This window comes from Psychrobacter sp. PAMC 21119, assembly GCF_000247495.1.
Lineage (GTDB): Bacteria > Pseudomonadota > Gammaproteobacteria > Pseudomonadales > Moraxellaceae > Psychrobacter > Psychrobacter glaciei.
The window spans coordinates 25,399-39,295 of sequence record NZ_AHVZ01000014.1; the positions used below are offsets into that span (position 1 = coordinate 25,399).

A 13,897-nucleotide genomic window follows, 5' to 3' on the forward strand; every position below is an offset into this window, starting at 1 on the left:
TTGGGGTATTTTGACTATATAAAAGAGTGATAGTATTAACCTCGCTTGAAGTAATTACATCTACACTCGGTCGCCTTGTATTTCTTTTAAATTGAATGGACTGCATGCTTAACTATTCAGGGTTAATAAAAAACCCAAGCCTACAATTAGGCTTGGGTTTAATGTCTAATGATCTTTAAGCCTGCCATAAAGCATAATTGCTATGCTTTAAGTGTTTAAAAAGACTTATTTAGCGACTTTATCATCTTGGTTCAATTGTACGTATTTATCAAAGTTTTGTGCATAATCGGTTAAGTTGTCGCTTAGCATTTGGCGATACTGTTTGACGTAGAACTCAACGATATCGTCTTTTTCTTTGGCAAAATCATCACCCTTTACAAAGCCAATAGAAGCAACTGACGCGCTATAACGTGCGGCAGCATACAACAAAGACGCGCCTACTTGACCTGAATGAGCATCAGAACCCAACTGACTGTTGGCGATACCAATGATGGCATCGGCACGTTGATAAAACGCCTGCATTTCAGGGGTGATTTCAACGCTAGCATCAACATTGTTGTCTTGAATGTTGCTGTCTTGAGTGTTGCTGTCTTGAATATTGTCTTGAGACATAAGCGATTCCTAATAAGTATCGGTAATTTTGGATTTATAGAGACGGTCTGTTTGTAAGAGACTAAGGGACATAACGTGGTATTTTTACAAGCCTGCGTCTGCTTTTAAGATTTCAGCTTTGTCCGTTTTTTCCCACGTAAAGGCAGTTTCAGAGCCAGGACGACCAAAATGCCCAAACGTCGCAGTCTGCTGATACATAGGTTGCAATAAGTTCAGCATACGGGTAATGCCATAAGGGCGCAGATCAAAATGGGTACGAATCAGGCGAATGATCTCGTCATGGCTGATGTTGCTGGTACCAAAGGTGTTGACCGAGATAGATGTCGGTTCAGCGACCCCAATGGCATAGCTCACTTGCACTTCACAGCGGTCAGCCAGCCCAGCAGCGACGATGTTTTTGGCAACATAACGCACAGCATAAGCAGCGCTGCGATCTACTTTTGAAGGGTCTTTGCCACTAAAGGCACCGCCGCCATGACGTGCCATGCCGCCATAAGTATCAACGATGATTTTACGACCCGTCAATCCAGCGTCACCAACCGGCCCACCAATGACAAATTTGCCCGTGGGATTGATGTGGTAGCGTGTGCCAGCATGCAGTAGGTCTGCTGGCAATACTTGCTTGATGATAGATTCCATAATCGCTTCTTGCAAATCTGCTTGCGAGATACTGGGATCATGCTGGGTCGATAGGACGACAGCATCGATAGCAACGGGACGAGTGCCATCATATTTTAGGGTAACTTGCGCCTTGGCATCGGGACGCAACCATGGCAGATCGCCAGCGCGGCGTAGCTCAGACTGACGCTCCATCAAGCGATGAGCATATTCAATAGCGGCTGGCATCAATACTTCAGTCTCGTTGCTGGCGTAGCCAAACATCAAGCCTTGATCGCCTGCACCTTGCTCTTCAGGATCGCTACGATCGACACCTTGGGCAATTTCTGGAGATTGCTTACCCAGCATGTTAATAACCGCACACGTCTCGCCATCAAAACCCAAGTCAGAATGATGATAACCGATACCGTTGACAGTATCACGCACGATACGTTCGACGTCGATATTTGCCGTTGTGGTCACTTCACCAGCCAATATCACGGCACCTGTTTTAACCAAGGTTTCGCAGGCAACGCGGGCATGGAGATCTTCACGTAAGATGGCATCAAGAATAGCATCTGAGATTTGGTCAGCCATTTTATCAGGATGGCCTTCGCTCACAGATTCTGAGGTAAATAAGTTGTATTCACGCATAGTTGGATCGCTTAATGGCAAGGACTGTAATCTATAAACTCAGTCAGGATTAAATGTTAACGGAAAATAAGGCAAAATTGAATCAAAAATTATGACATTTTACCGTGAATCGAGTTAAAACTCTAGCGATGGATAGTATTATGAAGTAACTGGGCATGGATTGGATTAACCATGGTAAAAGTCATCAATATCGCTATTTTCTTGCCAGCGATATTCAGTATAGTTAGCGATCTGACGAGCCGTCTCTATGTCATGTCTGTCAGCGATAAAGCCAAGCGCCATATCCATGCCAGCACTAACCCCTGAAGAAGTATAAAACTTGCCATCGATGACCCAGCGCGCTTGCTCTACCCAATCAACTTTATCAGACTGCGTTATTACCCATTGCCATGAGAGCTTATTAGACGTTGCACGCTTACCATCCAAAACACCAGCTTTAGCCAATAATGCACTACCCGTACAAACGCTAAGCGCCCAATCAGCGTGTTCAACCAGTGTGGTAAGCGCCTGCAAAAACGGTCTATGATTGATCTGCTGGCGAGTACCCATTCCGCCAACCATCAATACAATATCAGTCTGATACGCCAATTCTGTGACAGCGACCGTTTGCATCGCAACGCCATGTTTACTGTGAATGATACCACCACTCAGCGAGGCAAATTGCAGACGATAATGCTCAGGCAAGCAGCCAAACATCTCGATAGGTCCAAACAGATCCAAGGTCTCAAAATCGTCAAATAGTAGGGCGGTTAGCGTATGCATTGGGCTTCCTCAATTCTAAATAAAGAGTGCTTGTAATTCTGAAAGCTGTAATTCTGAAAGCTACAGTCCTTAAAACTATAATCCTTAAAACTACAATTCCAAAAACTTGGCTTTGTCCTTAAACATACATTCGTCATAGACAGGACAAGCACCGCATTTGGGTGTACGAGCTTGGCAGGTATAGCGGCCATGCAAAATCAGATAATGATGCGCATCTACGATAAAGTCGTCTGGGATACGTTCGACCAGCTTTTTTTCAACGATTAACACGTTTTTGCCCGTGGCAAGGCCAGTACGATTGCCCACGCGAAAGATATGCGTATCGACTGCCATAGTTGGCTGCCCAAAAGCAGTATTTAAGACCACATTGGCGGTTTTGCGTCCAACGCCAGCGAGCGATTCTAAGTCCTTACGATTATCAGGGACGGTACTATCAAACTTCTCAATCAAATCTTGGCAGGTTTTAATGACGTTTTTAGCTTTGGCATTATATAAGCCAATATTTTTTATATAGGACTTTAAACCCTCTTCACCCAATGCCAAGATTGCTTCAGGGGTATTCGCCACTGGATATAATTTCTGGGTGGCAATATTGACACTCACATCCGTCGCTTGCGCAGATAAGATGACTGCAATCAATAGCTCAAAATTACTTTTATAATGTAATTCCGTCACTGGCTCATCAATCGTCGCTGCCAACTTTTCAAAGAATGGACGGACGTCACGATTGGGCATGCGCCGCGATGGTGGGGTATCGGCAGTTTTGTGCTTGACGGTTTTACTCATGGTATTTTTACCATTAATTAGTCTAGGGTCTGTTGAACATTTTTAACGTGAAGCCACTATATAACGCACGTATTTATAAAATGGTCATAGCTGCGCAAGTTCGGCTTGCAATGCGTCAAGATCCGTTTGTTTGCTCTCATTTGGACGAGCACTTAATTGTTTTTCTAGCTTTTTGATTTTACTGCGTAGCTTGGCTGCTGCAATGGTGTTTTTTGCTTGTGCTTCGCTGATATTCAGCGATTGACTGGCGGCATTACTCAGCTTTGCTTCTACCATGCTGACCACCGGTCTACTATTGCTGCTATCAGCAAGCTGCTCGGTGACGCGTCTAAGATGAGCATGATAGCGCTGCCTTAAGTCTTCTTGTTCTGCCTCGCGCTCAGAGATAGACAGCTCGCGCTCAATCGTGACCAAATCAATGCAATCAACTGGGCAAGGTGCGATACAAAGCTCACAGCCCGTGCACAAGTCCGTAAAGATAGTGTGCATGTGCTTGCCAGTACCAACGATAGCATCGACGGGGCAGGCGGGTATACATTTAGTACAGCCGATACAGTCATCTTCACGGATGACGGCGCGTACCTCGGTCGGTCGCGTCGATGTGGCGTCTATCGGCCACTGAGATGGCGCGGCTTTGAAGGTTGTTTCATCACTGTCAAGAGTCACGATTTGCGCAATAGCATCGGTAACAGGTTGACCGCCCGGCACACATTTATTATACGGCTCGTTATCTACTACAATAGCGGTAGCATAAGGCAGGCAACCGTCTGGATGTTCACACAGACCGCACTGCGTCTGCGGCAGACAGGCATCAATAAGGGCAATTTTTGCTTGCATATCAGCAGGCAATGTTTCGATATTCAAGGTATCGAACAGTATGGGTAGATTGATTAGACGAATATTACTACTGCTTTGCATTTAATTAAAAACCTTAACATCGGTCATCAAGACTGGCGTTATTAACATGGATAGAGACATTAAAGTGAGGCGCTTGTATTATAGTAGATAACCAATCTACTATAGTGCGATGCCTTGTTCATGGGCAATCTGGGCGATCAGCTCGTAGGCAATGCTGCCCTTAAACGGTATTTTGGGCAGATTAGAGAGGTCAAAAAAAATCGGCGTGTGACAGCTCATCTTCTTGTATTACAATATCGCCAGCCGCATAAGAAGCGCGAAAGCCAAGCATTAAATTAGAAGGAAATGGCCATGGCTGACTGCTGACATAGCGAATATCTGATAGGCTAATATTCACCTCTTCTGCTACTTCTCGCACTACCGCATGCTCTAGACTTTCACCCACTTCTACAAAACCTGCAATCAAGCCGTACATTAGGGGGCGCTTTTGTTCTCCATAGCGGTGATGATGGGCGAGCAGAATTTGCATTTCACCGGTTTGAGGGTTCGGTCGAGTGATAGCCGTGATGACGCAAGGCTGGACACGGGGGTATTGGCGTAATCGGCATACTGGACAGACCATGGCGCGCTCATCTGCTGTGGCATGAACGACTGGGGATGCGCAGCGACTACAAAACTGCGTATCTGTCTGCCAGCGTAACAGCTGTATGGCTTGGCTAATCTGAGCTGATAAGGCGGCAGGTAACTGCGTGATAAGCTGTCGATACGGCACAAAAGCGTTCCCGCTGCCCTCTGCAATAATAGGCAATGCGATATCATGCGCTACTGCATAATCATACGTGATGGCATTGGCTGCTTGCGCAGTGAAAGTGGCAGCGTCCTCGGTAGTTTTAGAATTAGACTCAGTCGCAACCAAACTCTCTGTACCATCATTGATACTATCATTAGCCTCAGACTGCCAGTGACTTGGTGCTAGGCTTTCGAGTAGTGCTACGTTGCCTATCTGATAGGTAGGCTGTAGCTCTTTGTCACTGTTACTGTCACTGTTATTTTACTGATATTGAACGGTGGTAGTTGGATGTGCAATGGCCACCAGCCATTGATCGTTTGATGGCAGAGTAAGGTATCATCACTAAATACAAAAAGCGCGAGTCATAAGCAGGTTTCCAAACGGTCTAAATCAAGTACGTAGCAAATGAGATACGAACTTGTTTAAAATAAAGTTTTAAATTACTCGTCAGCACAGATACCGCTAAAATCATTAAGCGGCAAGTAATTGGCTTAAGCTTCTTTGACCGACATTAAGCGCTTGTTTACTCACTGGACGGTTGTGCTCAAAACCATCTAAATGATGATCAACAGCCATAATAACGTCAGCGATATAAGCTAAGGTGCTGTCATCGATGCGATTGCCACTTTCGATACGTTGCTGTATATAGTTGGCCAATTGACTCAGCATACTGGCCGGTGTTAGCAGTTGTAAAAAGCGTACCGCGCCTGCTACTTGACGTAGCATTTCAGGTATGTTTTGAATGTTGAGCATATCGCGCTCAGGCTCAGATAAGTAATCGTTAATCGCTTGCTCGGCACTAGCAATGGCAGTACGACTTTCTTGTATTAAAGTATCATAAGCTGTATTGAGCTGATGCAACGAGATATGGGGGTTATTGAGTGGCAAGTAGATCGCCCCTGGGGTATGCATCTCAGCCATGGCGATAGTAGCGTTTTCAGCATGCATTAATGCCAATAGTAGATAATCAAAATCTTCAGGTGAGGGTGTGCGCCATTTGCTTACTGCATCTGCTGCTGCATTCAGGCTGGTCGCCGCATTTGACAGTCCCAACAAGCGTAATGCTGAACCCAGTACCGTCAACTGCTCGATAATTTGTGCTGTTTGCATATCAGCAGGATTGAGTGAATCACCGCGTGCATAGCTATCGACATCTTCTTTAATCGTATTGATTTGCGTTTGAATAATAGCGTTCAACGTATCCGTTAGCGCACGATTAGGACCGAATAAAAAGCGCTTCATTTGCTCGCGCTGTGGGCCTTCTAATTGATTGGACGCATATTGTTCACGCAGCAGTTTTGCTGCTTCGTTATCGCGCTGACAAGCAAAACTGACTAAATCAGCAAAACGCGTGTCCATGATGGGTAGATAGCTTTGGAACTGCTGCTCTAGATAAATGAGCGTATGCTTCTGGCTGAGGTTAAGTGGCAAAATGGTCGCAAGATCAGTGACCGCAGCAGTAGCGGCTTGCCAGAATAGACTGTTGCTATGAGCGGCTATCAACGCACATGCAGCACTCATGGCATCTAGATTTTGTTGAGCATCTTGGCTCACTACGCCATCTTGATTGAGCAGTGCAATCCCAAGACCACTACGATAGGCATAGGTCAGCAGCTCACTGTCGAGGTTAAGCTCGTGCAAGGGCTGAAAGTTTTTTTCAGGGTTGGCAATAATGACACTGCTACTACCAAATGTCGCAAAATAGTCTGCTTCGATAGGCGCGAGCTGTCCATGAGCATTAAGCTTATTAATGATAGGTAATAGCAAAGTTGGCTCTACTGACTCAGTCAATAGCACAAATTCCACATAACGATCCAGAGTCATGATGGCTTCTGACAGATCCATAATCAACGCAGTATCGTTATTATCACCACTGATATAAAGGCGCTGTAAGCCATTGACGATGGCGGTATTTAACACTTCTGCACCAACCAAAGAAATCAATTCAAAAATACAAGACAGCTGCTTTAGCACAGTAATAGAGTCTAATAATAAAGGAGATTGACTATTGTCATCGTTAAATTCGCTCAGATGAATCTCAGTGTCTTTAAGGGTGACGATAATTTCATCATGCAACAGATGTAGCGATGGCAGGTTAAAGTCAGTAACACTAAGCGTTGGGGCAGTTAATTTCATTTGTGTAGACTGGTTCATAGTTATTTTTCCATAACGTACTGATGAAAATAGCGATCATTTAGACGATGATTTAACAGGCGTTTATGAGTAACCGATAACGCTCATGATGATAATCAAAACTATACAGTATCCAAATGTCAGTATAAAAGGTTATTTAATCACATGCTATATGTTGGCTTTTAATTCAGAATATTCTTCGGCTAACTCGCTATACCAACTCTGATTGGCCGTCTCATCAGTGGGTGATGCTAGTAATAAAGAGGCCAAAATTGGCAAAGTGAGCATGCGCTGTCTGTCCACCGTCTGCTTGAGAGTCTTCTTCGATAGCGAGGGTGACTTGTCCACCAGTCATCGCCAGATAGACTTCGGCTAAAATCTCGGAGTCCAATAATGCTCCATGGAATGTACGGTCTTGTTTACCGACATCTAAGCGGCGCACGAGGGCATCTAGGGTGTTTTTTTGCCCTGGATATTGTTGCTTGGCCATGACTAGCGAGTCAGTGACTTTTACCCGTTGTGCAAAGTCATTCATCCCAACTTTAGCAAACTCCATATTTAAGAAGTTCATATCAAAGGTGGCATTATGAGCGATGATTTCGGCACCATCCATAAAGTCGTACAAGGACTGAGCAACTTGATCAAAGGTCGGTTTATCAGCCAAAAACGCTTCTGAGATACCATGAATACGAATAACTTCCTCATCCATACCGCGCTGCGGATTGATATAGACGTGTAGCTTTTCACCGGTAATTTACGCCCAACCATCTCAACGATGCCGACTTCGACGATACGATCGCCTTTTAGGGCATCAAGTCCTGTGGTCTCGGTATCCATAATCAGCTGACGATCAGATTGGTGACGGTTTACTGGCTTGGGTAGCAATGGCTTAAAATATGGATTGGCACGGCTGGTGTCACCGTCAAATTTTGGCTCATCAGTCGGCGTATCTGGATTGTCATTATTCATTATGGTGTCAGTCGTCATCGTCTGGGCTTCTGGCATGTCTGTGGTACTCATTGGTTTGCTAGCATTGTCATGGCTTTGTTCGTCTAATAGAGGGTTGTCGAATGCTTCATCATCGAGGGCCTCATAATCGAGCACTTCTTCGTCAAGCTCGTCATCCATATCAAGACCTAACGGATCATATTTTAGCCAGTCATCATTATTAGAGGCGCTTTGATTAGAGGTGTTTTGCGATTCATTAGGCATTATTGGCTCTTTTTTTTTAGCCATTTCTTGCGCATCTCTTGTCGATAAACCTTCACTGCTGGACGTCACGCCTAAGTTTGCCAGCTCGTCCGCTTTTTCATTACCTGCATGTCCAGCGTGACCCTTCACCCAATGCCAGTCAACGTCGCGCTGTTGGCATAACGCGTCTAATTGTTGCCAAAGGTCTTGATTGGCTAACGGGTTTTTTACTGGCTGTTTTCCAGCCTCGTTTTTTCCAGCCTTCAATCCATTCAGTAATGCCTTTTTTGACATAGCTGGAGTCTGTCCAAATCTCGAGATTGTGCTCATGCGGGCTAAGGGTCAATGCCTGTATCGCACCCATTAACTCCATGCGATTATTGGTGGTTTCTTTCGTGCCGCCATATAAATCCTGCGTGTGCCCATCACTAAAATATCAAGTGTGCGCCCCAACCACCAGCACCCGGATTGCCTTTACAGGCGCCATCAGTGTAGGCCACCGTGGTATTTGTTTTGGCGGCCAACGGATCAATCGCGTGGTCTTTATGGCTATGTGGCGTAGAAGTGCGATTGTCTGACATAAAAAATGTATGACCTAATAAGTGATTAACGTAGAATAGAATTAAGCGGTTTTTCGAGCGCCATCAAAACAGTGGTGGCGCATCATTCAAATGCGTTTGAGTATAACAAATCTATCGTTGATATGGGCAATCGTAATGCACAAAATCGCAAAACCACATATCATAATAGTACGCCTTCCGTTTTCTGTTAAAATAGGCAGAATTGTTATAAGGAAACGAGCCCCTGACGGCATGAGTATCAGACTACTAACATCCTAAAGTAGCGTGAATAGTCATTTAAAGGGCAGTTTCAGTGGCTACTTTTTCCTCATAACTCACGAACGGCACTGATTAACGACAGCTTTCTTCTTATCTTCCTAAAAGTTTTAATGCACGAATGCAGGATAACCCTATTATGTCCTTACGCTCAAACGTTTTTTATAAAAGATTGACGCTGTTGATGGTCAGTATCACTGCGAGTAGCGCGTTACTGTTGAGCGCTTGCAATGATACTAGCACCCAAGCCGATACCGACGTAGTTGAAGCGGCAGCAGATCTGTCTGTCTTTGAAGGCTGCTATACGGTCAGTCATGATGAGCCTGCGCAAATAAAAGTCAGTCAGCAGGGTGGCACATGGATGATGCAAATGAAAGAGCCGGCAAGTAGCGGGCGCGTCTGGGATGACGCCGAGCCGTTAGAAGTGCTCGAAAGTAGCGAGATACCCACGTTTTTCTCTATAGATCCTGATAATGTTGACGCTGTCATTGGCCGTCCCGATAGAGTGCTGGTACTGGCTCATGTGAAGCCTGTCTATGCCAATATCGATCCGCTACTGGACAGTGAGTATTTGTCGTATATTTATCGCGGTGCCAATACTATCTATCGCGTAGAGTGTGATGACGTTAATACTGATATTTTAGCCAATCCGCATGCCAATATTATTATTGATAATGTCGGTACAGGCAGCTAAGCATAGGTCATCGATTATAAACAATCTTTTGTTATAAGCAGTCTATTCTTATAAGTAGTCTTTTCTCATAAGTAGTTAAGTCATTAGAGTCAGGTAATATGAATTTTTTAGTTATGTGGTGTTGGGTGGATTTTCTTATGCGGCTGGTTGGGCGATAAGAACCTATGTATTAAACAAAAAACCTGAACCTGAGCAGCCTTACAATCTTAAGCATCCAGCTATCTTGGCGTATTTGGGCGGGTTCTTTATTGTTATGCTGATTGTCTCATGGCTCATCGGTCGCTACGTGCTTGGACATACCGCTATCGATTTCCCGTTCATCATTATAAACAGCCTCGTTGCGACCTTTGTGTATTCATTCGGTCTTAATCCCGAAAAAGCCCGTTATGATGTGCCGGATTGATAAAATTTTGAAAAAGTAAAATAGATAAAAATGTCGTTAATCTAGGGCGTGTTCTCATTTTAAAAATGGTCATAAAAATGAGATAAATTGCAGTCAAACGAGGAAAATAGCGCAAATAATATCGTGATATTGATCAGCTATTTGACGATGTTTGGCAAAATTTAGCCATTTTTAGCCCATTTAGATATAATCGCTTGAATTGAGGTCACGCCCCTAATACGAAGAAACGGTCAATGAATAGCTCATTGACCGTTTCTTTATTATTAATGTTAATTTAAAGCTATCACTACTTTTTGGACTCTTTGTTTGTGGCTTTTTTTTCGGTGTCCTTAGTCTTATCTTCTAGCTTTTTATCGGTCGGCTTTGAGGCAGCGTCTTTATTAGATTTTTCATCTTTAGAGGCTGTTTGTTGATCTTTCCAAGTCTTGTACTTGCGCAAATCTTTTTCCATGAGCTTAAGACAAAATTTCAGTACCAACGCATCATCGATTTGACCGATAAAGGGGATAAAATCCGGAATAATATCAATAGGATTTAGCACATAGAGCAGACCGACCACGCCCGCAGAAATGGTTTTGTAGGGAATGTTGCGATAGTTGCCTTGATAATAATCTTTAACTAAACTCATCAGCAGTAGCAAATCCTTGGTATAACGCTCAAGGCCGCGACCGTTTTCGAGCTGGTCGTTTAGCTTATCTTCTTTACCTAAAATGACCTTAATGCTGTCTATCAGGCTTTTATTGTCTTTCTCTTTGTCAGCCATACTTATATTCCTTATTTTTTATTAAAGACTATTGAACGCCCTTTACTATAACAAGAGTAGCGACTTCAACCAAATAAGACTGTGAGTGATTCTGTATCGTTTTGTTGACTATAGAAACGATAGATTGAGCTGAGCTAAACCATCTTAAGACGCGATATTGTCCAAACCTGCGCTATAATCCAGTGTTATGAGATGTTATAAAAACAAATATTTAACGTGTGCTAAAGATGTCTGTTCAATAGACCCGAACTGCATGGCATAAAAGGTAGAGTAATGACCAAGAAATTTTCTGAGCTGAATCGTCGTCAGTTTTTACGTCAAGTCGGAATCAGCGCAGGGGCAGGGCTGTTAGCGACCCAAAGCATCACTCAAGCGCTGGCTGCTAATACTACTGAGCAAAATAGCAGTACGCAACTGACCAAAGATGATCTGCCAACGGCGTTGATGGATGAGAGCCTGCCATCAGGACAAGCACAACAAGCAGCGCCCGAAACGTTGCAGGCGCAAACGAGTTGTATCACGCCAAATATTGAGACGCGGCTTTTTGCCAGCTCCAACGTCGGTGGTAGTGACGAGCGTAATGAATTGGCGTTAGATCGCATGGCTTGTGCGGGCTTCAAAGTCGACAATCCTACGGTTACCAAACGGCAGTATTTGCGCTTTGCAGGTACGGATTCGCAGCGCGCTAGTGATTTGCAAAATATCGCTACGGGTGCGATTAAAGCGCCTAAACTGCTACTTGGGGTACGCGGTGGCTATGGTGCTGTGCGTTTATTGCCGATGGTGGATTGGTCGACGCTTGGTCGTATTATGAAGGAGCGTGGCACGATACTGGCGGGCTTTAGTGATGTGACCGCGATTCAGTGTGCATTGCTGGCAAAGGGTGATATGAGCTCGCTTGCTGCCCCGATGCTTTATAGTGAGTTTGGCAAAACCAAACCCGACCAAGTCAGCTGTCGACAATTTGCGGAAGCATTAACCAATCCAAATCTGACTATCAATATACCAGATGCGTCTTTAACCAGTCCAAATTTACCGAGTATTCTGTCAAGTTCTGAGCCAAAAACGATAACGGGCACTATTTGGGGTGGCAATTTGAGTGTCGTATCGGCGCTGGCAGGCAGTGAGTATGTACCACGGATTGCTGGCGGTATCGTATTTTTAGAAGATGTCGGCGAGCAAGCCTATCGTATTGAGCGCATGCTGTATGATTTGTATTTGGCAGGTGTGTTTAAAGATCAGCAAGCCATCGTGTTTGGCGCGCTATCGGGCGCAGGTGAGGACAGCTATGACAAGCGTTATGATGTCGCCACCGTGATTCGTCAATTGCATAAGCTGACAGGGCTACCGATTTATAGCGGCATGCGCTTTGGTCATATTGGTCAAAAGCACAGCTTTCCACTGGGGGCGACGTGCCAGCTTAGCGCCAATACAGTCGATGGCTATCAGTTGGCATTTAGCGATTATCCTACTATTAAGTCCGATGCCATTCATGTTGAAGGCTTGTGGCAATAAAATTTAGCTTTATAGTCGAATCTAAATAAATCAGATACGTAACTATCAAGTCGCTCAATGAAAAGTTGTTTTTCTTGCGTGCTGTGCCTACGCCGACAGATGCTGCGAAAAACAACTTTTCGTCTCGCTGTATCGTTTTTATATCGAATTAATTATATAAAATTGTTGCTGTGATAAATTTGTTGCAGCAACGTATTACTTCTAAAAAATCTACTATAAAGTTAAATCGCCAAGCGTGAAAATTTATCCTGATACTCTTTCGGGGTCAGTTCAGTAGCGCGTTTAAAAAGCCTAGTGAATGAGGAAATATCATCATAGCCAACTTGCTCCGCTAACGATTTTATCGTCACATCGCCCAATTCCAGTAAGCGCTTGGCCTGCTCAATTCTCACCGCTTGAATATACTCAATCGGGCGCATCGCCACGCAGGATTGAAAGCGTCTGTTTAAGGTGCGCGGCGTGATATTTACCATGGCTGCCAAGCCGCTAACTTGAATAGATTGCTTGAAGTTTTCCTCGATAAACTCTTGTACTTGCTTAACCAGCTGATCTGAATGTGGTTTATGCAATGTCACATTGGTATAGCTGTTTTGATTGCCTCTTTTGCTATCAATAATCTGGGTTTTTGCCACTTGGGTAGAAATCTCACGCCCGCAGTACCGCTCAATTAATAGCAATCCCAAGTCATAAAAGGCGCTACCACCTGCCGCACAAAATATATTGCCTGATTGGTGTGCTAAATCACTTTTTGGCTGGTTCTTTGATGGATTCTTTGATTGAGTGACAAATTGATTTTCTTGCAAATCAACCAGTGGAAAATCTGCCTTAAACTTACTGGCATAGCCCCAATGGGTGGTCGCTACTTTGCCATCGAGCAAGCCTGCTTTTGCTAAAAAGAAAGCCCCGCTACAATTACTAGCGATATCCGCCTTGGTATTCGCCAGTCGCTTTATATGCGGAATTAACTCACTATTTTGGCTCAATACTTTATCGATTGAATCGCCAATGGTTGGAATTAATAGTAAGTCGCACTCTGTGACTTCCTGAATATCGCAATGCGCACGCATAATCAAACGATTGCTACATCTGATATCCGCGCCACCTAAGCTTGCAATCTGCACACTAAATCTAGGCTCTACTTCTTCATCCAAAAATCGTTGCCAGCTGACGCCAGTAAATGAAAATAAATCTAGCGCCCCAGCGAGCACACTGCCGAGCACGCCATCGAAGCCAACGATAATCACTTTAAACGGTTTGAAGTAGGGCAAAATTTGGCTTCCTTTAAGTGTATGCAAATTTATGG

At 44.3% G+C, this 13,897-nt stretch carries 12 protein-coding genes and 1 pseudogene; 3 read left to right on the plus strand and 10 right to left on the minus strand.

Translation table 11 applies throughout. From position 1 onward, the window contains the following. Window positions 1-225: 225 nt before the first annotated feature. From RH96_RS05960 to dnaQ, 8 genes and pseudogenes are all read right to left on the minus strand, one after another. On the minus strand, window positions 226-612 hold the full coding sequence (locus tag RH96_RS05960) for a DUF3144 domain-containing protein (protein WP_010196153.1): 387 nt from the start codon (window positions 610-612) through the stop codon (window positions 226-228). 84 nt (window positions 613-696) lie between these two features. Then, window positions 697-1,863, minus strand: coding sequence for a methionine adenosyltransferase (metK, locus tag RH96_RS05965; protein WP_010196152.1), 1,167 nt, complete (start codon window positions 1,861-1,863; stop codon window positions 697-699). Window positions 1,864-2,028: 165 nt separating this feature from the next. Beyond that, window positions 2,029-2,625: a DJ-1/PfpI family protein gene (locus tag RH96_RS05970; protein ID WP_010196150.1), complete on the minus strand. Its 597-nt coding sequence runs from the start codon at window positions 2,623-2,625 to the stop codon at window positions 2,029-2,031. Between the two features lie 90 nt (window positions 2,626-2,715). Continuing rightward, window positions 2,716-3,411 carry an endonuclease III gene (gene nth / locus RH96_RS05975; protein WP_010196146.1) on the minus strand — a complete coding sequence of 232 codons (696 nt, stop codon included), beginning with the start codon at window positions 3,409-3,411 and terminating at the stop codon, window positions 2,716-2,718. Window positions 3,412-3,495: 84 nt separating this feature from the next. Beyond that, the gene (locus RH96_RS05980; protein WP_010198515.1) at window positions 3,496-4,329 is read right to left on the minus strand and encodes an RnfABCDGE type electron transport complex subunit B; all 834 of its coding nucleotides are present in this window, start codon (window positions 4,327-4,329) and stop codon (window positions 3,496-3,498) included. 190 nt (window positions 4,330-4,519) lie between these two features. Further along, window positions 4,520-5,185 carry an NAD(+) diphosphatase gene (gene nudC / locus RH96_RS15335; protein WP_010198517.1) on the minus strand — a complete coding sequence of 222 codons (666 nt, stop codon included), beginning with the start codon at window positions 5,183-5,185 and terminating at the stop codon, window positions 4,520-4,522. 345 nt (window positions 5,186-5,530) lie between these two features. After that, a complete protein-coding gene (locus RH96_RS05990) occupies window positions 5,531-7,213 on the minus strand; it encodes a hypothetical protein (RefSeq protein WP_010198519.1) in 1,683 nt (560 codons plus the stop codon). A gap of 147 nt (window positions 7,214-7,360) precedes the next feature. Next, window positions 7,361-8,964 (minus strand): annotated as a pseudogene (gene dnaQ / locus RH96_RS15305) (DNA polymerase III subunit epsilon). Between the two features lie 394 nt (window positions 8,965-9,358). Between dnaQ and RH96_RS06005 the strand changes: the two are divergent. Together RH96_RS06005 and RH96_RS06010 are read left to right on the plus strand one after the other, a co-directional pair. Continuing rightward, complete coding sequence (locus tag RH96_RS06005; protein ID WP_010196135.1) at window positions 9,359-9,913, plus strand: hypothetical protein; 555 nt, start codon at window positions 9,359-9,361, stop codon at window positions 9,911-9,913. Window positions 9,914-10,028: 115 nt separating this feature from the next. After that, window positions 10,029-10,316, plus strand: coding sequence for a hypothetical protein (locus RH96_RS06010; RefSeq protein ID WP_010198522.1), 288 nt, complete (start codon window positions 10,029-10,031; stop codon window positions 10,314-10,316). 286 nt (window positions 10,317-10,602) lie between these two features. On the opposite strand, the gene RH96_RS06015 is transcribed toward RH96_RS06010, so the two are convergent. Beyond that, window positions 10,603-11,079, minus strand: coding sequence for a YkvA family protein (locus RH96_RS06015; RefSeq protein ID WP_010198525.1), 477 nt, complete (start codon window positions 11,077-11,079; stop codon window positions 10,603-10,605). Window positions 11,080-11,352: 273 nt separating this feature from the next. Between RH96_RS06015 and RH96_RS06020 the strand changes: the two genes are divergently transcribed. Further along, complete coding sequence (locus RH96_RS06020) at window positions 11,353-12,594, plus strand: LD-carboxypeptidase (protein WP_010198528.1); 1,242 nt, start codon at window positions 11,353-11,355, stop codon at window positions 12,592-12,594. Between the two features lie 221 nt (window positions 12,595-12,815). Here the strand turns inward: RH96_RS06020 and RH96_RS06025 are convergent, their stop codons facing one another. Beyond that, window positions 12,816-13,862, minus strand: coding sequence for a GlxA family transcriptional regulator (locus tag RH96_RS06025; protein WP_010198530.1), 1,047 nt, complete (start codon window positions 13,860-13,862; stop codon window positions 12,816-12,818). Window positions 13,863-13,897: the final 35 nt, after the last annotated feature.